Source organism: Agrobacterium sp. CNPSo 3708 (assembly GCF_028674915.1).
In the GTDB taxonomy this organism is placed as follows: Bacteria; Pseudomonadota; Alphaproteobacteria; order Rhizobiales; family Rhizobiaceae; genus Agrobacterium; species Agrobacterium cavarae.
In genome coordinates this window covers 89,659-109,402 of sequence record NZ_JAQZSF010000003.1, presented here as the reverse complement: position 1 = coordinate 109,402, position 19,744 = coordinate 89,659, and the positions used below count along the sequence as shown (strand labels likewise).

At 55.8% G+C, this 19,744-nt stretch carries 21 protein-coding genes, 1 tRNA gene and 1 pseudogene; 10 read left to right on the top strand and 13 right to left on the bottom strand.

All coding sequences use genetic code 11. The annotated features are described in order from the left end of the window. Positions 1–25: 25 nt before the first annotated feature. Positions 26–895 carry an MBL fold metallo-hydrolase gene (locus PVA19_RS08055; protein WP_274101931.1) on the bottom strand — a complete coding sequence of 290 codons (870 nt, stop codon included), beginning with the start codon at positions 893–895 and terminating at the stop codon, positions 26–28. Positions 896–1,125: 230 nt separating this feature from the next. Between PVA19_RS08055 and PVA19_RS08050 the strand changes: the two genes are divergently transcribed. Then, a complete protein-coding gene (locus tag PVA19_RS08050; protein WP_274101930.1) occupies positions 1,126–1,719 on the top strand; it encodes a class I SAM-dependent methyltransferase in 594 nt (197 codons plus the stop codon). Positions 1,720–2,151: 432 nt separating this feature from the next. Here PVA19_RS08050 and PVA19_RS08045 read toward each other — a convergent pair whose 3' ends face one another. The 3 genes from PVA19_RS08045 to PVA19_RS08035 all read right to left on the bottom strand — a co-directional run bounded on the left by PVA19_RS08045 (position 2,152) and on the right by PVA19_RS08035 (position 5,153). After that, positions 2,152–2,736 (bottom strand): DUF1349 domain-containing protein, encoded by a 585-nt coding sequence (locus tag PVA19_RS08045; RefSeq protein WP_274101929.1) that lies wholly within the window; start codon positions 2,734–2,736, stop codon positions 2,152–2,154. 55 nt (positions 2,737–2,791) lie between these two features. Continuing rightward, on the bottom strand, positions 2,792–3,370 hold the full coding sequence (locus tag PVA19_RS08040; RefSeq protein ID WP_274101928.1) for a histidine phosphatase family protein: 579 nt from the start codon (positions 3,368–3,370) through the stop codon (positions 2,792–2,794). A 346-nt stretch (positions 3,371–3,716) separates the two neighbouring features. After that, a complete protein-coding gene (locus PVA19_RS08035; RefSeq protein ID WP_274101927.1) occupies positions 3,717–5,153 on the bottom strand; it encodes a PAS domain-containing protein in 1,437 nt (478 codons plus the stop codon). A 472-nt stretch (positions 5,154–5,625) separates the two neighbouring features. On the opposite strand from PVA19_RS08035, the gene PVA19_RS08030 reads away from it, so the two are divergent. Beyond that, the gene (locus tag PVA19_RS08030; protein WP_274101926.1) at positions 5,626–6,033 is read left to right on the top strand and encodes a VOC family protein; all 408 of its coding nucleotides are present in this window, start codon (positions 5,626–5,628) and stop codon (positions 6,031–6,033) included. A gap of 224 nt (positions 6,034–6,257) precedes the next feature. Here the strand turns inward: PVA19_RS08030 and araD1 are convergent, their stop codons facing one another. The 4 genes from araD1 to chvE form a co-directional block, all read right to left on the bottom strand. Beyond that, positions 6,258–7,253 (bottom strand): AraD1 family protein, encoded by a 996-nt coding sequence (gene araD1, locus PVA19_RS08025; protein ID WP_062426281.1) that lies wholly within the window; start codon positions 7,251–7,253, stop codon positions 6,258–6,260. Positions 7,254–7,352: 99 nt separating this feature from the next. Continuing rightward, positions 7,353–8,549: a multiple monosaccharide ABC transporter permease gene (gene mmsB, locus PVA19_RS08020; RefSeq protein WP_062426280.1), complete on the bottom strand. Its 1,197-nt coding sequence runs from the start codon at positions 8,547–8,549 to the stop codon at positions 7,353–7,355. After that, positions 8,549–10,084 carry a sugar ABC transporter ATP-binding protein GguA gene (gene gguA, locus PVA19_RS08015; protein WP_062426279.1) on the bottom strand — a complete coding sequence of 512 codons (1,536 nt, stop codon included), beginning with the start codon at positions 10,082–10,084 and terminating at the stop codon, positions 8,549–8,551. The genes mmsB and gguA overlap by 1 nt, the downstream gene beginning before the upstream one ends. Before the next feature lie 90 nt (positions 10,085–10,174). Beyond that, the gene (gene chvE / locus PVA19_RS08010; RefSeq protein ID WP_062426278.1) at positions 10,175–11,239 is read right to left on the bottom strand and encodes a sugar ABC transporter substrate-binding protein ChvE; all 1,065 of its coding nucleotides are present in this window, start codon (positions 11,237–11,239) and stop codon (positions 10,175–10,177) included. A gap of 267 nt (positions 11,240–11,506) precedes the next feature. Here chvE and PVA19_RS08005 point away from each other — a divergent pair, with 267 nt between their 5' ends. Together PVA19_RS08005 and PVA19_RS08000 are read left to right on the top strand one after the other, a co-directional pair. Continuing rightward, a complete protein-coding gene (locus PVA19_RS08005; RefSeq protein ID WP_062426277.1) occupies positions 11,507–12,493 on the top strand; it encodes a LysR family transcriptional regulator in 987 nt (328 codons plus the stop codon). 164 nt (positions 12,494–12,657) lie between these two features. Further along, entirely contained in the window at positions 12,658–13,137 is a 480-nt protein-coding gene (locus PVA19_RS08000) for a hypothetical protein (RefSeq protein WP_274101923.1), read from the top strand. Between the two features lie 29 nt (positions 13,138–13,166). Here PVA19_RS08000 and PVA19_RS07995 read toward each other — a convergent pair whose 3' ends face one another. Both PVA19_RS07995 and PVA19_RS07990 read right to left on the bottom strand, forming a co-directional pair. Beyond that, positions 13,167–13,394 (bottom strand): hypothetical protein, encoded by a 228-nt coding sequence (locus tag PVA19_RS07995; protein WP_112521083.1) that lies wholly within the window; start codon positions 13,392–13,394, stop codon positions 13,167–13,169. 703 nt (positions 13,395–14,097) lie between these two features. Next, the gene (locus PVA19_RS07990) at positions 14,098–14,619 is read right to left on the bottom strand and encodes a MarR family winged helix-turn-helix transcriptional regulator (protein ID WP_207773695.1); all 522 of its coding nucleotides are present in this window, start codon (positions 14,617–14,619) and stop codon (positions 14,098–14,100) included. A 472-nt stretch (positions 14,620–15,091) separates the two neighbouring features. On the opposite strand from PVA19_RS07990, the gene PVA19_RS07985 reads away from it, so the two are divergent. Beyond that, a tRNA-Arg gene (locus tag PVA19_RS07985) sits at positions 15,092–15,168 on the top strand. Between the two features lie 187 nt (positions 15,169–15,355). On the opposite strand, the gene PVA19_RS07980 is transcribed toward PVA19_RS07985, so the two are convergent. The 3 genes and pseudogenes from PVA19_RS07980 to PVA19_RS07970 form a co-directional block, all read right to left on the bottom strand. Then, positions 15,356–15,949 carry a Swt1 family HEPN domain-containing protein gene (locus PVA19_RS07980; RefSeq protein WP_274101921.1) on the bottom strand — a complete coding sequence of 198 codons (594 nt, stop codon included), beginning with the start codon at positions 15,947–15,949 and terminating at the stop codon, positions 15,356–15,358. Next, positions 15,946–16,671 carry a DUF5343 domain-containing protein gene (locus PVA19_RS07975; protein ID WP_274101920.1) on the bottom strand — a complete coding sequence of 242 codons (726 nt, stop codon included), beginning with the start codon at positions 16,669–16,671 and terminating at the stop codon, positions 15,946–15,948. Before PVA19_RS07975 ends, PVA19_RS07980 begins: the two co-directional genes overlap by 4 nt. Before the next feature lie 431 nt (positions 16,672–17,102). Next, positions 17,103–17,318 (bottom strand): annotated as a pseudogene (locus PVA19_RS07970) (helix-turn-helix domain-containing protein); the annotation flags it as partial. Between the two features lie 284 nt (positions 17,319–17,602). Here PVA19_RS07970 and PVA19_RS07965 point away from each other — a divergent pair. The 5 genes from PVA19_RS07965 (at position 17,603) to PVA19_RS07945 (ending at position 19,609) form a co-directional block, all read left to right on the top strand. Next, a complete protein-coding gene (locus tag PVA19_RS07965) occupies positions 17,603–17,842 on the top strand; it encodes a hypothetical protein (RefSeq protein WP_274101919.1) in 240 nt (79 codons plus the stop codon). 65 nt (positions 17,843–17,907) lie between these two features. After that, on the top strand, positions 17,908–18,102 hold the full coding sequence (locus PVA19_RS07960; protein WP_207773694.1) for a hypothetical protein: 195 nt from the start codon (positions 17,908–17,910) through the stop codon (positions 18,100–18,102). 1 nt (position 18,103) lies between these two features. After that, positions 18,104–18,370, top strand: coding sequence for a hypothetical protein (locus PVA19_RS07955; protein WP_274101918.1), 267 nt, complete (start codon positions 18,104–18,106; stop codon positions 18,368–18,370). A 588-nt stretch (positions 18,371–18,958) separates the two neighbouring features. After that, positions 18,959–19,117, top strand: coding sequence for a hypothetical protein (locus tag PVA19_RS07950; protein WP_162741055.1), 159 nt, complete (start codon positions 18,959–18,961; stop codon positions 19,115–19,117). A gap of 225 nt (positions 19,118–19,342) precedes the next feature. Continuing rightward, the gene (locus PVA19_RS07945; RefSeq protein ID WP_113261624.1) at positions 19,343–19,609 is read left to right on the top strand and encodes a hypothetical protein; all 267 of its coding nucleotides are present in this window, start codon (positions 19,343–19,345) and stop codon (positions 19,607–19,609) included. The last annotated feature ends 135 nt before the right edge of the window (positions 19,610–19,744 follow it).

Sequence of the window (19,744 nt, the reverse complement as noted above, 5' to 3'; positions counted from 1 at the left end):
TCGGCTTCATCGTCCAGCTGACAGATCAAGACGCTCCCCGCGCCGCTACTGTAGCCGCGAGATTGGAGCTGTGGCAGCGTCTATAAAACTCTATTGCTTCCAAAGACATACCCGCTGGAATATCGACGAAGTCTTCCAGCCTCATTCCTTCACGCTCATGCAGAGCCTCGTGTTCCAGAGCAGAAGCAGGAAGTAGAGCCACGGCGTTTTGAATGTTTTCAAAATAGGCGATGTTGCGGTCTAAGACGGCGGGGTCACTCGTCTGACCATGCGCAAGAACAAGCTGTTTCGGCTTCAGGCTGCGAATGAGATTCAACGAGGAGCAGAGAGTGCGCAGATCGTCAGGCGAGCTGCTCCAAACTTCCGGGATGGGATGCTCGACCGCATCCACCGCCAGGCACGTCTCGATCTCCGGTATCCAGACGGCAAGATGATCTGGCGTGTGTCCGGGCGTGTGCAGAAGATGCAGGCTGAGATCCCCGCCATGCAGCGTCATGCTCTCACCGCTGAAGGTCAATGTCGGTGACACAAGCTCGACCTCGTCAAAGCGGGGCTCGGTCGTTCTCTTCTGTTCAAGCGTTTGAAGCGCAGACGGATTGCGCAACCGATCGATCGCGGATTGATGGGCAATGATCGGCGCGTCGCTGATGGCACGATTGCCCCAGAAATGGTCCCAGTCCATATGCGAGTTGACGACGATGAGCGGTCGATCTCGCATGCGATCGGCAAGCAGCTCCAGCGCACGCCGGCACAGGCTTGGCGTCCCCAGCGTATCGACCAGCACGTTGAAACGCTCGGTGCTGACGAACACAGCATCGACCTCATCACCCGCCCGAATAACCGTAATGCGATCATCGAGACCCGGGTACGATGTCAGACTCACATCAACCGTCATCATCACACCTTTCTGACGAAAACGAACGAGTCCGTCCTGCGGCTCCTCCCAATCATGGTGGTGCGGCTCTGAAATCGTCAAGCTCTGAAACACTTGTGGTGGCCAGCGCACCAACGTCCCCGCATCAAGCCTGGATGCGAATTGAACCCAACAGGCGGAGGTAGAGACGATCGCACAAAACTGCTAAGCGCTTTACCTCAATGGAATGTGACTGAGGAGAGAGAGCATTCATGACTGCCCGCGATGACCATACGATCGGTTTCTACGCCCGAGAAGTTGCCGCCTACACCACGCGAGGCGAAGAGGCCTCCCCTCGCCTTAAGGCCTTTCTCGCAGCGCTTCCGCCTGGCGGCCGCATTCTCGAACTCGGCTGCGGCGCAGGCCAGGATAGCGAAGCCATGCTTGCCCGCGGCTTCGACGTCCATCCCACCGACGGCACGCCTGAAATGGCACGCGCAGCCGCAGAACGGCTGGGCGTCGCAACCAGCACCTTGCTGTTCGAAGACATTGCCGAGCAAAACGCCTATGACGGCATCTGGGCCAATGCCTGCCTGCTGCACGTGCCACGCGCCACCCTGCCATCGATCATCGCCCGCATTCATGCCGCCTTGAAAGACAAGGGCGTCTTCTATGCCAGCTATAAGGCCGGAACGGCCGAAGGCCGCGACGAACTCGATCGCTTCTATAATTACCCTTCTCGGGATTGGCTCCTGGACGTCTACCAGCAACTCCCATGGGAGCAGATCACCATCGATGAAGCCAAGGGCAGCGGCTACGACAACAAGCCGACCGACTGGTTGCATGTAACGGCTGTGAAACCATAACTGTCTCATTAATGGGCGCGCCCCTGTTTTTCACGATGGATGCCGCACACCCGCGGAACCTAATCCACCCGGAACTGTTTGCCGGGTGGGGAACAACAGGGACAGATCAGTGACAGGACAAGACTATCGCTTGGCTAGGTTTTTGAGCCACGACGCCATAAAGCAAGCATCACGCTCTGCATCGAGAAGATCGGTACAGACGGACGAGCTTTTCTCACATCTACTACAGCAACTGGACGAGGCAGAAATGCCTGGGGACCGTTCGTCCCAACATGACAACCACGACAGCCACTGGATTTCAAAAGCCCGTAATTGACGATGGTCCGGATAGAGATCGAGATAGATTTTGAACTCCGGGACTATCTCACCATTCTGCTCGTTCGAACCGGTGGCATGGCAGCGAGTGATCGCCCTTCATCAGCCCTCTCGTCTTCAGCTTAGATCGTGGAGATCCTTTGTGGTCGCCGGACCGATCGTGAACTCAGAGAAATGGACGCTCAGTCCGCTGCGTTCCGGCGTACAGGCCGTCGGACCAACTTCGTAAGTTTCCGCAACTGGGAAAGACGCAAGCCGAAGAAGGGGCCAATAGCTCCGGTCTCGCGATGCCTGTATCCGCATCGCCCCCTTTGACAGCGTGACGCGCATGTAGAAATCGTCAAGCTGTTTGAAAGGCTGCGAGACAGACCAGTCCGATTGTCCGTTGGTGACAACCGTGCTCAGAAATGCCTCTCCGTCGGTGAACTCGACACCCGTCTTGACCCAACGGGTCTCATCGATCCGCACCATCAGACCGGCCTGATCGTACAAGGTGCGAAACTCGCCTTGCACGCGGATTTCCGCCGTGAACCCGTCCGCTGTTGGTACGCCGAGAAAATGGCCTGTATCACGGGTGAAGCCATAATAGGTCTCCCGCCAAAAATCCGTCTTCGCATCCGTCGTCATCGTCAGGCTGTGTTCCGTGACCTGCGCGTCGACCGGCTCGTTCAACCATCGTCCACGTCTAAAATCGATCGTCACAAGCAGGCTCCGTGCGTCTGAGAATGGGAGGGTTGGTCGGTTATGGTGGTATGCACTAGGCACTTTTAGATGGGGTGATGTGCCATCCACTGCCATCCAGCTTAAAGTAATAGGGCTGCCCGTGCAGACTGTCACACCAGCGCCCTGTCAAAATCTCGGATAGTCCTTGAAAGATGGCATCATGCCCAACCAGAACAACGACTGATGCATCTGTCTGAAGTCCCGCGACCCTTTCCAAAATCATATTGCAGCGTTCCCGTACGCTTGACCAGGTTTCCCCATCTATTGGAATGATGTCCGCCAACTGCTCTTTTCGAGTGATGTCGTTATCTTCCATCGCCTCTTTGATCGATTTGCCATCCAAACTGCCAAAGTCACACTCAATCAGAAGGTCTTCAACCTGAACACGATCGAGGTCGTTGGGGAAAGCAAGCGTCGCGGTCTCAACCGCCCTTTGCAATGGACTGACCAACACCTTAGAAATACGCACGCCCTTCATATCGAACGCTGCTGCGCGAGCTTGGCGTCGCCCGTTCTCGTTCAGTGCGATGTCACTTCGCCCCTGAAACAGTCCTGCACGGTTCCAATCCGTCTCACCATGACGAATGTAGATAAAGGGCTTGAGCTCAACCATGCTGCTGCCTCGTTTGCCTATCGCTTTATGAATCCATGTTTACATCCGCGTTTCCAAACAGAAACTAGAAACATGTGAGGTCCCTTCGTCAAACTTCCACCAACAAACGACAACCACTATGCAGCGATTGCACGTGCCCATTGCTCATGACCTGCATCGCCGAATGCGATCGGTCTTGGCCAGTCTCACCAGTGCATTTCCTGCAGCAGACAAATATCCCTATCATCTGTGCGATTGCGGATCACCGCGCCCTCGCCGATCCTGATGCCGAGCGCGACGATCGCATCGATCAACGCTTCCTCGCCAGAACTAATTGGCTTTGGCCCGGTGAACCTCGATCTGTGGATCAGATTTCGGAAAGCGATGCGAGGCTCGTCGATGCCGTGAAGACGACGCCTGTTTCGTTGTAGTCGATCGAGGCTTTGCCACTCAGGCCGAGGCCCAGCATTCTGATCAGACGTGTCCCGAAGCCTGATTTCTGGGGCGTCACCACGGGCGGTCCACCGCTCTCGGCCCAGCTGAAGTGGAAGTCCTCGCCCTCGATCCGCCACTCGATGCGAACCTCGCCGCCGCTTTTAGACAATGCGCCGTATTTGGCCGCATTCGTCGCAAGCTCATGCACCGAAAGCGCCAGCGTGTTGCTGCCCTGGTGGGACAGGAGAAAGTCGGGACCGGAGATGACAAAACGCTCGCCGGCATCGAAAGGCTCGATGGCGCGTTCGATGACTGCCCTGATATTGGCCGAAAGAAAGTCCCTGGACCGCAGCACATCGTGAGACCGGCCAAGCGCATCGAGGCGGCTGGTAATGTTGTTGCGCATTGTCGCCACGTCAAAATCGCCGCGCATCGACTGGTTCACGATCGACTGAACGGTCGCCATCATGTTCTTGATCCGATGACCCATCTCTTGCGCAATGACGGCTTTCTCTGCCTCAACTGTCTTGCGCGCGGTGATGTCCATCGAGATGCCGTTCATCAGGATCGGCTGCCCGTCGGCGCTGAACTTCGTTTCTGCCCGAACTTCTACCCAGCTTAAAGTCCCGTCCGGTCGGACGACACGATACTCGACCTGGAGATTGCCATCGGTGGAAAGAGCAGACATCACCGCATCCTGCCAGCGGTTGAAGTCGCCCGGATGGATGGAAGCCTTGAGTTCCTCGTAATCGAACCTGTCCGTCGGGCCGCGGCCAAAGTTCTTCTTGCAAAGAGCAGAACAAGACAGCTTCTGCGCTGGAACGTCGAGCGCCCAGGTTCCCAAACCGCCTGTCTTGAGCGTGAAATTCAAACGCTCTTCGCTGGCAATCAGATCGGCGATGCGCTGCTCCAGTTCGAGCTGGTAGTCTTCCTGATGCTCGATGGCCTTGACCGCACGCTCGCGTGTGACGTCGTATTGAGTGGCAAAGAAATACGCCAGTTCGTCGCCCTCGAAGACCGGCGAAATCAGCAGCCTGTTCCAAAAGATCGACCCATCCCGCTTGTAGTTCAGCAGGTCCAGTTCGACGGAACGGCGCTCCGCGATCGCCTGCTTAAGGCGACGAACGTCGTTGGCATTCGTACCCGGCCCCTGAAGAAACCGGCAGTTCTTGCCAAGCGTTTCCTCACGGCGGTAGCCCGTCAACCTGGCAAAAGCATCATTGACAAAGATGATCGGGTTATCCGCCTTTCGCGGATCGGTGATCACCATCGGCATCCGCGATGCCCGCATCGCCGCCGCAAACGGACCGGCACCAGATACCAGCTCGCTGATTTCATGTTCGGTGTACAGGTGCTCGGGATTGTCCATAAGAAATCCATATACTCCCTTTGTTCTTTTGTATTGTGGAAAATGGATCGCCTGGAAAAATGCCTCCGTCTCGAAGCAGAGGGCTCGCTCAGCGTCGCGGACGAAACTCATCCTGCAAAGAATGCCAGCAAAATGATAGCACGAGCCCATTGATGACCCGTCGCTCTCGATCAATATTTAAGGTGCCAGAGGCCCGTTCCCTTAATCCACCAAACAGCCTCCAGAACCCATTCTTAAGCTCAAGAGTGAGAGTGGGTGTAGGTAGTTCTACCACGCATTCCGGGACGTTTGACGGTGCACCGCGAGACTTACAGCCTTCCACCCCAAAGCTTCACCGAAGGCGCTTGTAAGCGACGACGCAGACTTGAGCGCGCACATGATCGCTTACGGTGAAGGCATGTCATCTGGCAATCGATCGCGTTCATAAGATCGACTATCGTAAAGTTGGCAGATCAACGAACAGGAGCTTTTCATGCAGCCACCGAAAGCCATTTTAGAAACCGTGATCTATGCGACCGATCTTGATGCCGCGGAGCGCTTCTATCGTGATGTTGTCGGGCTCGAGGTGGTCAAAACTTTCAAGAACCAGTTCGTCTTCCTGCGCTGCGGCGAGCAGATGCTGCTGATCTTCAATCCGGAGACCTCACGTATCGCACAAGGCGGCAATCCGCTTCCCCGTCATGGCACCGCAGGGGCCGGGCACGTGTGTTTCAGGGCAGAAAACAAGGCAGAGGTCGATGCGTGGCGCGATCACTTCGTCGCCAAGGGTGTAGCGATCGACCTCTACTTCCGTTGGGACAACGGCACCTATTCCGTTTACGTCCGCGATCCGGCCGGCAACTCCGTCGAGATCGGGGAAGTGGGTCTGTGGGCGAGTTGAAGGAACGCCTTGCCGCATGGCCCGAAAATCGGGATCGATTTTCGGAAAAGCACGATGCGTAGATTTGAAGAGCGAGGCCCGTCCTCAGTGCATCCAAAGGGACGGACGGCGTTTCAATCTGCGATTCCCTTGCGACAGAAAAAAAAGGGCTCGAACGCCATGCGCCGAGCCCTTTTCATCATGTCTGTGGGGCGGCAGTCCTTTGAGGAGAACCGCCCTGCCCGTTAGATTTGACGAACCGTAATCGTCTCTTCTTCGGCAACCTTCAGCGGGTTGCGGAGCGGCAGGCCAAAGCCGCCGGCTTCGATCTCGAAGACGTCGCCGGCTTCCGTCTTGATGCCATCGGCAAAGGACAGCGTCGCCGTGCCGAACATGTGCACATGCACTTCGCCAGGAACGCGGAACAGGCCGTATTTGAAATGGTGGTATTCAAGGTTCGCGAAGGTGTGGGACATGTTGTCCTCACCGGAAACGAAAGGCTTTTCGAAAATCACCTTGCCGTCACGCAGGATACGGGACGTGCCACGAATATCGGATGGCGGTGCGCCGACGCGAATTTCCGGGCCGAAGCTTGCCGGACGCAGCTTGGAATGCGCCAGATAGAGGTAGTTGATCCGCTCCGTCACGTGATCGGAAAACTCGTTGGAAACGGCAAAGCCGATGCGAACAGGCTCGCCCTTGTCCGAAATCACATAGATACCGGCCATTTCCGGCTCTTCGCCGCCATCGAGCGCGAAAGACGGAGAAACGAGTGCTGCGCCTGGGGCTGCCGAGACATGGCCGTTGCCCTTGTAGAACCACTCGGGCTGAACGCCCTTTTCGCCAGCCTTCGGCTTGCCGTTCTCCAGACCCATCTTGAACATCTTCATCGAGTCCGTCAGCGTGTCGTCGGACGCCTCGCTTGTCTTCTTGTGCATGCTGTCGCGCGTGGCGGCAGAGCCCAGATGCGTCAGGCCCGTGCCGGTCAGATGCAGATGCGCAGGATCGGGATGCGTGATCGGCGGCAGGAAGCGACCTTCGGAATAGGCTTTCTCCAGATCGACCGCTTCGCCATAACCATGGGCAGCAATCACATCGGCAAGAGACTTGCCGCCATTGGCAGCTTCCATCGCCAGCGCATAAACAGACTCGGCATTGTTGACGGCGCGGGCCTCGCCGCCATCTTCACGCGCGGCAACGATGATCTTGCCGCTGGCGTCCTTGATTTGAGAAATGAGCATAGTTGTTCCTTCCTGGGCGTCCTCAAACGCCCCCTCCTCATGGAAGTGGCCGGAAACCGGCCACTTGCTATCGTTCAAAACTGTTGGCGAACGCTAAGGTCAGCCCTTGTTCTTGTTGTAGACGTCGAAGAACACGGCGGCCAGAAGCACGAGGCCCTTGACCATCTGCTGGAAGTCGATGCCGAGACCGATGATCGACATACCGTTGTTCATTACGCCCATGATGAAGGCGCCGATGACCGCACCGGTGATCTTGCCAACGCCGCCGGAAGCAGATGCGCCGCCGATGAAGCAGGCCGCAATCACGTCCAGTTCGAAGCCCACACCGGCCTTCGGCGTCGCCGAGTTCAGGCGCGTTGCGATAATCATGCCGGCAAGACCGGCGAGTACGCCCATGTTGACGAAGGTCAGGAAGCTCAAGCGTTCGGTGTTGATGCCCGAAAGCTTCGTCGCCTTTTCGTTACCGCCCATCGCATAAATGCGACGACCGATCGTGGTGCGACGGGTGACGAAGCTGTAGATCGCAATCAGCACCAGCATGACGATGAGAACGTTCGGCAGGCCGCGATAGGTCGACAGGCTGTAGCCGAGGAAGAGGATCGCAGCGGCAATCAGAACGTTCTGCACCAGGAAGAAGCCGAAAGGCTCGACCTCGATGCCATGCTTCTGATTCACCTGACGGCGACGGAAAGCCAGAACCAGAAGGACGACTGAAATCAAAATCGTCAGGATCAGCGAGGTGGTGTTGATGCCTTCGATGCCGCCAATATCCGGCAGGAAGCCGGTGCTGATGACCTGGAAGTCGGACGGGAACGGACCGATGTTCTTACCGCCGAGGACAAAAAGCGTCAGGCCGCGGAAAACCAGCATGCCCGCCAGGGTCACGATGAAGGACGGAATGCGGTGATAGGCAATCCAGTAGCCCTGGGCGGCACCGATGACACCGCCGACGATGAGGCAGATCAGCGCGGCCAGGAACGGGTTCATACCCCATTGGACCGTCAAAATGGCGGCTATGGCGCCGACGAAGGCGACGATCGAACCGACCGAAAGGTCGATATGCCCTGCCACGATGACGAGCAGCATGCCGAGCGCCATGATGACGATAAAGGAGTTCTGCAACACGAGGTTGGTCAGGTTGACCGGACGGAAGAGAATGCCGCCTGTGTAGAACTGGAAAAAGAGCATGATGGCGACGAGCGCGATCAGCATGCCGTATTCACGGATATTGGACCGGATATACGAGCCGACCGAGATGACGTTGTTCTCTTCGGTGGATGTGTTGGTCGAACTCATCAGTTCTTCTCCCCTGAGCGCATAATAGCGCGCATGATACTTTCCTGGCTCGCCTCTCCCTTCGGCAATTCGGCGACAATCCGTCCTTCGTTCATAACGTAGATGCGGTCGCAATTGCCAAGCAGCTCGGGCATTTCCGATGAGATCATCAAAACGCCCTTACCGTCGGCGGCAAGCTGGTTGATAATGGTGTAGATTTCGTATTTTGCGCCGACGTCGATACCGCGCGTCGGTTCATCCAGAATGAGGACGTCCGGGTTGGAGAACAGCCACTTGGACAGCACGACCTTTTGCTGGTTGCCGCCGGACAGATTGACCGTTTCCTGGAAGATGCCGGACGAGCGAATGCGCAAGCGCTTGCGGAAATCCGTCGCGACCTTCATTTCCTGAATGTCATTGATGACGGTTCCAGACGACACCCCGGCCAGGTTGGCAAGCGTGGTGTTGTGCAGAATGTTGTCGTTCAGCACGAGACCCAGATGCTTGCGGTCTTCGGTCACGTAAGCCAGACCCGCATCAATCGCCTTGCGCACGGTGCTGACATCCACCGGCTTGCCGTGAAGCAGAACCTCGCCGGAGATCTTGTGGCCATAGGACTTGCCGAACACGCTCATGGCGAATTCGGTGCGGCCCGCACCCATCAGACCCGCAATACCGACAACCTCGCCCTTGCGGACATTGATGTTGATATCGTGCAGGACCTGACGGTCCCGGTGCTGCTGGTGAAAGGCGTTCCAGTTCTTGACTTCGAGGATCGTCTCGCCGATCGGCACGTCACGCGGCGGATAGCGGTCTTCCAGATCGCGACCCACCATGTTGCGGATGATCACGTCTTCGCTGATCTCTTCCTTGTGGCAGTCGAGCGTCTTCACCGTCATGCCGTCGCGAAGCACGGTGATCTGGTCGGCCACCTTGCGCACTTCGTTCAGCTTGTGGGTGATGATGATCGAGGTCAGCCCCTGGGTGCGGAACTCCATCAGGAGGTTGAGCAGCGCTTCGGAATCGCTTTCGTTGAGCGAAGCCGTCGGCTCGTCAAGGATCAGAAGCTTCACGCTCTTCGACAGCGCCTTGGCGATTTCCACCAGCTGCTGCTTGCCGACACCGATATCGGTGATGAGTGTTTCGGGCGATTCTTTCAGGCCAACCTTCTTCAGCAACTCGCGGGTGCGATTGAAGGTCTGCTGCCAGCTGATGACGCCGTTTTGCGCGACTTCGTTTCCGAGGAAAATGTTTTCTGCAATCGACAGAAGCGGCACGAGCGCCAGCTCCTGGTGAATGATGATGATGCCGATATCTTCACTGTCGTTGATGGCGCGGAAATTGCGCAGCTCACCTTCGTAGTGGATCTCTCCATCATATGTGCCAGCGGGATAAACGCCGGAGAGGACCTTCATGAGGGTCGACTTTCCCGCGCCATTCTCGCCGACGAGCGCATGTATCTCACCTTGGCGAACCTTGAGGTTCACGTTTTCAAGCGCCTTCACGCCTGGAAACGTCTTGGTGATGTTGCGCATTTCGAGAATGGTGTTGTCCATATCACAATCCTGCGCCGTACAATCCGGCGTTCTTATTTGGATAAACGGGGAGCGACGATCACGTCCCTCCCCGCCACGATCATGAAGAAATTACTTCAGCTGGTCAGCCTTGTAGTAACCGCTTTCAACCAGAACCTTTTCAACATTGTCCTTGGTCACGGCAACCGGCTTCAGCAGGTAGGACGGAACAACCTTGACGCCGTTTTCGTAGGTCTTGGTGTCGTTGACTTCAGGCTCTTTGCCTTCCATCAGCGCGTTGACCATGTTGACGGTAACCTTGGCAAGTTCGCGTGTGTCCTTGAAGACGGTGGAGTACTGTTCGCCAGCCAGGATGGACTTGACGGAAGGAACTTCAGCGTCCTGACCGGAAACGACCGGCAGCGGCTGGTCCTTGGTGCCGTAACCTACGCCCTTGAGCGAGGAGATGATACCGATGGAGATACCGTCATAAGGAGACAGAACGGCGTCAACCTTGGCGTCGGTGTAGTAAGCGGAGAGCAGGTTGTCCATGCGAGCCTGGGCCGTTGCCGGATCCCAACGCAGCGTGCCGACCTTGTCCATGCCCATCTGGCCGGACTTCACGACGAGCTTGCCGCTGTCGATGTAAGGCTTCAGGACAGACATTGCGCCGTCATAGAAGAAGAAGGCGTTGTTGTCGTCCGGCGAACCGCCGAAGAGCTCGATGTTGAACGGACCCTTGCCGTCCTTCAGGCCAAGCTTGTCGACGATGGAGGTTGCCTGCAGAACGCCAACCTGGAAGTTGTCGAAGGTTGCGTAGTAGCTGACGTCGCCGCTGTTACGGATCAGGCGGTCATAGGCGATAACCTTGATGCCCTGTTCGCCGGCCTGCTTGAGAACGTCCGACAAAGTCGTGCCGTCGATCGAAGCGATAACGAGGACCTTGACGCCCTTCGTGACCATGTTTTCGATCTGGGAAAGCTGGTTCGGAATGTCGTCGTCAGCGTACTGAAGGTCGGTCGTGTAGCCGGCGTCCTGAAGCTGCTTGACGATGTTGTTGCCGTCGTCGATCCAGCGCGCGGAGGACTTGGTTGGCATGGCGATACCGACCGTGCCCTTGTCCTGCGCCCAGACGGGCGACGCAAATGCCGCAGCGCCGATAGCGCAGGCAGCAAACAACGAAATGATGGATTTCATGAACTCTCTCCCTTGGAACCCTTTTAGGCTTCTGTATCCTTACAGAATGCCGTCAAATTCATGCGCGGTAGTGAAGAATCGAGCTTACTCGAACGGGCTCCCTGAGCATAATCCGTCTTTCATCGCTCCTCCCCGGCACGAGGTGCAAACTGTTCTGAATCTATATAACTGTCAAATAGAATATCTCTCTTTTCCTATATCAATTTTGATATATTAAATCGATACAAATTTTTATTCTAAGCTCTCCTGCCATAAACGGTGACGAAAATGGAACGCGATGAAACGAATCTGAGTGAGTTTCCCTCGATCATCGAAGACAACCCCCTGTTGCGCGCCGGGCTGAAAATGACCCATTTACGTATGCTTGTGATGGTGGAAGAACACGGCCAGGTAAGCGCTGCGGCAGCAGCCCTCAACATGACGCAGCCTGCGGCCTCGCGCGTTCTGTCGGAGATGGAGGCCATCGTGAAGAGCCCGCTCTGTCAGCGCGCATCACGCGGCGTTGTCTTAACCAAGTTTGGAGAAGCCTTGGCGAGACGGGCCAAGAAGATCCTTTTGGAGCTGCGCGAGGCAAGCCGGGAGCTCGCACAGATGAAATCCGGCAGCGGCGGCTCGGTCTATATTGGTGCTGTCACCGCACCCGCCATCAGCATGGTGGTGCCTGCACTTCGTAAAGCAATGGATATCTATCCGGGCATCGAAATCAGCGTGCAGGTGGAAACCAGCAATATTCTCGCGCGCGAGCTTCTGGCAGCACGGCATGATTTCGTCATCGGCCGCATTCCGGACGATCTCGACCCAGCCCTGTTCAATGCCCATGAAATCGGCATCGAGCGCGCCTGTCTTCTGGTCGGCAAGAATCATCCCCTGCTGAATGCCCCGCCTGCGCGGCTGGAGGATATTTGTGACTACGACTGGGTGTTCCAGCCGCCCGGCACACTGCTGAGGCGCACGATCGAGGATGCCTTCCTTGCCCAGGGCGTCTCGCTGCCACGCAACATCATCAACACACCCTCCACCGTGCTGACCCTCGCCATTGTCAGCACCACCCACGCAATCGCGCCGCTTGCGCTGGAAATGGCCGAGTTTCTCTCCGGCCAGCATTCCCCCATGGGCGACATCCGCATTCTACCGACCGAGTTTGAACTCAGCGTCAAACCCTTCAGCCTGCTGACGGTGAAGGACCGAGTGCTGCCGCCCAGCGCCCAGCTTCTTTATGATCTGGTGCTGGAGGAAAGCCGCAAGGCCGCGTAACGCTCAAGGCTCGGGCAATATTAGAGTGATTCTCTCTGCGGTAAGCAACGACCGCCGCTGTAGACCTGCTAAAGTACCGCGCGTCCTATTCGACGCACAAAGGGCGCTTTACTTTTTGAATCTACGCATCTTGCTGTCGCGCGGTCGCAAAGAGATGGGGTGTCATGCTTTTCGGCCAGTCGGTTTTCCAGTCTGTCGTCGCGCGCCTTGAGCGCGAGGCGGAAGATCGACCTGAGGAGGAAATTGCCACACCCTTTAGCCCGCGCGTCATCTTCGACCCCGGCCCCATCGCGACATCCGGCATACCCGACACAGAGCCGGACAATCGCCCGCTCTCTGCCTATCTCGATGTGCTGGAGGAAATGCCGACCTCGAATATCGAGCCGAAGGATGAGGAGCCTGAACCGGCGCCAATGCCGGATTATCTTCAAAAGACCTCTCTGGAAGATGTCAACCACGAGCTTGCCATCAACGACAGGGACACGCTGGAAAGCCTCAGCGAAAAGCGGCGGGCCTTCGCCAGGCTCAATCACCCCGACGCAGTCCCCGCCGCCTTTCGCGAGAACGCCCATTTGCGCATGACGGCCGCCAATCTTCTGATCGATCAGGCCATCCGGCTTTTGCCGCTGATGGGCAGAACCTGAAAACCGCCCGGTAAAGCGCGCATGAGGCCTCAGTCCTGCTCGGAGCGAACCGCTGGCTCGTCCGGCTTCGGCTCGGCCGGCTTGAAGGTAAACAGCAGCACATAGGCTGCATAAAGCGCGATGCCGCCGACGACGGTCATCCAGAAGGGCTCGTTGTTGACGAACTCCAACACCGCCCAGCCAGCGCAGACGCCAACGATCAGCAGCCGCACCCAGAGCGGGCGATACATCGGGTGGTTCGTATCGATCAAAAGCATGGTCTCTCCCTTGCGCCAGCCTCTCATGCGAAATCCACGCAAGCATCCGGCTTTACTGCATCGGCCCGAAAATCAAAATCGATTTTCGGAAAAGCACGATGTGTCGGTTCAAAAAGGTAAAGCATCCTTTGGGCGTCAAACAGGACGCACGGCGCTTCAAGCATTTTGCCGAGCATATCCCCTCAGAAACGCAACAATGCAAGACCGCAGGCCAAAGAGAGGCGCGAGAATCGCCTATCCAACCGGATTGTGATCGACCGAAGCCACTCTACTGCGCTGGCCTGGGCAGGATATGCCGGCGTTTAGAGAAGGCCGACACGCTTGACCCATGGCAAGAGCCTCGCTCCCAGCGTCAGGATCCAGCCAGATGACAGGCACACCCATCCGGCGGTATTGGAGAAACAGCCAGACCATTGTCCTTGATCTGAGAGAACTTGCCCTAAGCGGCTCTGCGTGTGGACTGGCGAGCGACAGCACAATACGGATGAGGAAACCGCTACCTCTTGCCCCAGAGCCACCGCACAATGAAGGGAATGGCGCAGCAAGAGGTCTCGTCCTAGGATCGTGCTGCAACGGCGAACACCATGATGGGTCAGTCCGCTCATCGCAGACGCGCCACCCCTAACCCGTCAACAAAAAAGCGGCGCAAAGCTGCACCGCCTTCAAGTGTTCAATGGATAACGCCGAGCATTATCTCTAGGGATCAATCCTCGATCTTGCGCAACAGCCCGACAAGTTGATCGCGAGCCTTCTCGCCTCCCAGTCTGCCGACGAGCTTGTCCTCATGGGCTTTCCAGATCTGCAGGATTTCGTCGAGCGTGGCTTTGCCCTCTTCCGTCATCTCCAGATAATGCACACGGCGGTCGGTCGCCGATCTGCGGCGGGCGAGCAGCCCCTTGTTTTCCAGACCATCGATGATCGCCACGAAGTTGGCGCGCTGAATTCCAAGCGCCTCTGCAACATCGCTCTGCTTCAGATCGGTATTGTTCGCCACAACGATCAGCACGGAGAAATCAGCCGGACGAAGACCGTAGGCAAGAAGGCTCTCGTTGAAGTCCCCCACCACCGCGAGTTGCGCCCTCCGGAGCCTGTAAAGTACAGCCTCGGAAAGAATGGAGTAATCGACATCGAGCTTCGAGAGCTTGGAATGCCCAAGCGACGGCTCATCGGCTTCCGAGTATTTACCCTTCGCGCGACCTTGCTCAAAAGCCATATTCAAAGTCATCCCGGCCTCCTGTGATTCATCCGCTTGAGAGGTCATTAGCGGCATATGTTTATTAGAACAATGTTTAATAGTAATTAATCCATAGGTCTAGGGCTCGTACGGATGAAATCTTCCATGGCGGAAACGATAAGCATTTCCTACTATTAGCATCACATAAATATTGGTTCTTACAACCAATATATTGTAAACAAACCACTAATCTCGCTCTTCTCAAACTCGAGCGCGAATAATCGTCATGCACGTTCTCGTTAACTAGCCACTCATCATGCAACCGGCGAAAGATGAAGTACAAATTCCAGCCCGTAAGAATTAGACACAAGCAAAGCGTGCAAGAAGTAATAGATGATTTTTAACCATACCGATTCATCGGCAATATCATTGTCGCCGGCGACATTTTACGGATTGAAGAGACAGGAAAGCTAGTTTAAGAAACCCGGCATATCCAAACGCGACTCAAAAACGCGTCACGAGTGCACCCGTAGCTCAGCTGGATAGAGTGTTGGATTCCGATTCCAAAGGTCACAGGTTCGAATCCTGTCGGGTGCGCCATTTTTTAACGACTACGTCGCAACATAGATGGCACTTGATTACGACATAGCATAGACTATGACAGCGCAAACGGGGATCTTCACACATCCAGCAGTCCCGGACAGTCTGCCTGCTCGTGAAGCATTACAATCAATTCCACGCGACGAGTGTCAAAAATATTGCTAGCTCATCTGCCTTAGGCTGATTTCTATTCCATGAGCTTATACCAATCGCGTATCGCCAGCTTTAGCCTGATCGCCTCTTCCTCCTGCAAGAAATTGCAATGGGCGATGGGCCCTCGGACGAGATTCAGACGGTTGAGAACGCGAAGAACTCTATTTCGCGTAGCATTGGAGAACATCCCTGAAAAGATGTCCCAGTTATCCTTCACAATTTCACCGAGTTCGCCGAAGGTCGTATAGTCAATAAGGCGGTCAGAACGAGGAGGCAGCCCTTCAGCAGCCTCGCGATCGTAGTTCTTTTGAACGTTCTCTCTGACGACCTGTGGGACGCACGTTTTCCACCAGTCGTTTCCACTGCTCTCGAGCATCGTCGCCTCTATCAGCTCTCTGATGTCATTTTCGAGCGCATAGAACAGCTTGTAGAACTCGCTCATCCGTTCGGCGGCAGCGAGCGTTGCAAAGTCTACCTGCCTCAAATATTCGGCAACGAGGGAGTCGGCCTGGGCTTCAAGCGCACCTCTCTTATTGCCGATCCCATTAACGTTGAAAGCGGTCCGAAGATCGCGAGTTATCACCGCATTCTTAAGGATAAACAGTTCGATGTGATCTTCCTGACTCATCTGAGGAGATTTTCCCGCAGGCTTTTGAAGATCGCATTGAAGACCGCAATGTTTTCAGTTTCTGGCAGAACGATGTTTATCTGATATGACAGCCCAAGCTTCACAACGCTGACCGGCCGATCTTGAGGAATCTTTTCAGAAGCATTGCTGACATCGGTCTCGCCAACTGCATCCGACTCCTTCACGACGTCGCTCGTAATGAATGCGCGAACGGCTTCGAAGGACGCGTACATAAGGCGGATGATGGAGTCGGTTTTTTTCAGCCCTGTAATTTCGACCAGAACATCCTTTACGGCGTTCTCGTCGGCGCGATGCACAAATTCTTTCCGCTTGAAGAGTTCGCCGAAAGCATTCCGTAATCCCTCGTAAGCCGCTTGGCTCCGACCGCCATCTGTCTTGAACTTCGAGTACAAAGTTGTGGGCGAACCATCAGGACTGAGAAACTGCATTTTCTTCAACATTGGGGGCACCGCTCTGGCACCGCCACCAGTCAAGTGAAGGATAGTCTCCATGAAGTCAGGACTAAATTTGTCAGGTCGCTCCGCAGCTATCATCCCTTCTAGGGCGCGTTTGAACACGCCAGGAGAAGGGGTATAGGGAATGCCACCCTTGATCTCTCTTTGCTTGCTTTTGTCAGTGGAGGACGCCGAGACCTCCTCCACTACGTCGTTCGCATCTTCCGCCGCTCTAGCGACGCCTGCAGGATTAGATTGCTTTACCATGATATCTCCAGCCGACGGGAGCTTATCGCAACAGCCTGACTCTGCAAGAGTGTACCAGAACATATATGCAACTAATCATTTCAGCATAAATTAGTCGGAAAATCTTTGATGACCGCAATATACTAAGCCCTAATGTCTCGGAACGCCTGTCGAAGCTAGATCCAGACACCCTCCCAGCAAGCGAATCCAATAGATCATTTGCACCATTGTTTTGCTTCGCTAATTAGACACGATCCTAGGCAGCAGATTCGTGATCAAGACCCGGAAGAATCAATCCTCGTTTAGGGTGGCAGCCGCAAAACCAACTCGCGCTTTTCGGTAACCCAAACCAACTTTATAGTGGCGAACAAGTGGGAGAACCCATTCACTTCTATAGAGGTGAGTCGCGTTTGAAGTCGGCGCGCCGCAGATCGTGTGCATTGACGGCTTGCGATAGTGTGGTGCCCCCAATGCGGCTTCTCCTTTTTTGAGGCTCACGATCCCTGCCTCGACGGGATCGGGAGTTGGTTGGCGTAGCGAACCGGACGCCGGGATTTGTCCGTCAGAGCTTCAAGCCCGTCATCGTTGTAGCGATTGAATATCTTGTAGCCGGTCTTGCGTGATATGCCGAAGTCCCGGCACACCTCGCTTATCCCTTCACCCTCCAGTAATCAGGCGACAAAGCGTAGACGTTCTTCCATAACCGAAGTCTCTCTCAACGGCATCAACACCTCCCGCAAAGCGAAAAGTGTTACCCATGTCTCCGGTACAAAACGTCACGTATCTCTCAGGTCGGACAAGAGCATTTATTCTGACTGGTCACAGCGATGGGCGTCCTGCCATCCGCAGCTATTGGCTTGGTTGCCGTACGACGCTGCGAAACCACGCCAAAACACTGTCTTGACTCTTCCAAAAAATGAGAACATTTATAGAACAAATGAGAGGCCGAGAGATGTCCGGAACTGAGAAGATCATCGTGGTGCAGTTCAAGAAGGGGCGCGGCGGTATTGTGCCGGGGGATATTCGGCAGGCTTCCAACGCAGCCTCTGCCGAGAAGATTGCCGGTGCAATGGCGTCTCGCCATATTGGCGTTGCTGCCTATGCCGTCACCGTGGATGAGGAGAGCGGCGATATGGCCGATCCCCGTCTCCTGGTCTCTCATGGCGAGATAACCGACTTGATGCCTGACTGACCGGACAGGGATCAATCATCTTTCACATCAACGAGCAGGTGGCTCTGAAACAGGAGATCGGGAACGTGTGTGCCGAAATCAACGAACAGGTCGTGGATGTTGCGGCATATGTCATCCAATGCCACGACGGGGATGCGAAGGCGGCGGTAGAAACGCTGCTGGATGAGATCGAGCATCTTCAACAACAGCTTTCGGTCGCCGTCGCCGCGATGGGACGAGGATTTACGCGCGGGTGGATACCGAACGGCGAGCGGGAGTGACATGCGCCACCGTCGCGGTATCGATCTGGTGGGCGCGGGCGACGAGATAGCAGGACAAAAGGCCAACGAGGTTACATTTGCCGACCTGCCGCAATGGTATTCGGTCAGCGGACAATGCGGAGAGGTGAGCATGCTGGAGCGATGGGAATTACAGCGACGGTTTGGCAAGTCGCAGCAGTTGATGCCGCTGGAACGGAAGTTGCGATGCAGCCGATGCGGCAACGGAAACGGCAACCATTTCGTCTTCGGGCATGTATCGCGCGATTGAGCACGAATGCTGCTTTGAAAGATGCAGATCGCCTCTCGACGATCGTCTTGCCTATCCGCGCAGATCGATGCCGGGGAGAATGCCAGCCGCCAATCGGATAGTGGCCACTGAGGCAAAGGCAAGTCCCTACTCATCGATCGCAGCCACTCGGTCAACAGCGGTCGTAACCGCCACCCACGAAGGACACATCGAATGAAGAGATTGAGAGAGAATCTCAGGGGCAGACGGGTCGAACACATGGAGACCTGCACATGGCACGAAGCAACGCGGGGTCGTCTTTCCGCAGCGGCATTTAGCCCGCGACCATAAAGGACAAATGGGCAAAAAGACAGTGAGGTCGGCGCGATGGACAGACAAGAGACCGCACGGTTCCGCGCGACGCCTTAACCCTGACAGGAATTTTCATCAGCCATGCAAACGGAGGTTTCCAGCATGCGACGCGTTTCGTTTCTTTGTACTCTTTTCATGATCTCTCCAACACTGGCACTGGGCTGCTCCGAGCCTTCCAGCGATGTCCGCATTCCCAGGGCGCCCTCCAAAATTTCACAGCCCTCCTGCGTGCTTTATTCCAATTGCTCGGAGTATGACATGCGCTCCTACAAGAACGACGTCGCGACCTATATTCGCGCCCTGACGGAATATGCAGAGGACGCCGCCGATGCCGCCGATGCGGCGAAGGACTTTGCCAGCGACGCGGCAGACTATGCGCGATGCGAAGGCAGTAACGCCAGTTCACGCATACGGTGAGATTTCATATTCGCACGCATCGCTGCCAGTATCACGGCGAAACGTTTGCCACCCAAAGGGACGAAGGCGCCGTGCTCCATCTCGGCCGGGAGATGAGCGCATCGATCTCCGCCGTCTGCCTGTCCGGATGGATTCATCACCCGGGCGAATCCTGCGGTCATCGTCCAGAACAGTTCTAATCGACGTCACTTCCAACTGAACGCAAATAGCGAAAGGATCAAACTCATGAAGCGACTTATCCTATCTTCCATCATGCTGCTTGCAGCAAACAGCGCCTTCGCCGAGTGCGGGATGAACGCCTCGCGATGCTTCAAGAAAGATGGAAGCACCTACGAACTCCAGCAGAACCTTGGAGGCGGATATGCCGTTAGCCGCGACGGCAAAAGTGAGGGCAGGCTCTCGCAAAATCTCAGTGGCTCCTGGACGTTGTACAGGCCGGACGGCACGACGGAAACGTTCGACCGAAAGCCATCGTCCATTCCGAAATACTGAAGCCTGCCGCGCAAGAGGGTGCAGCGGTCTGGCGATAACGACAGACTATAAGACAACGAGCTGAAGCGTGGCGAGGGAATCTGAAGATCGCGCCACGCTTTGAAGCATGGTCCGCGCAAAAGCGTGCAGCGGTTT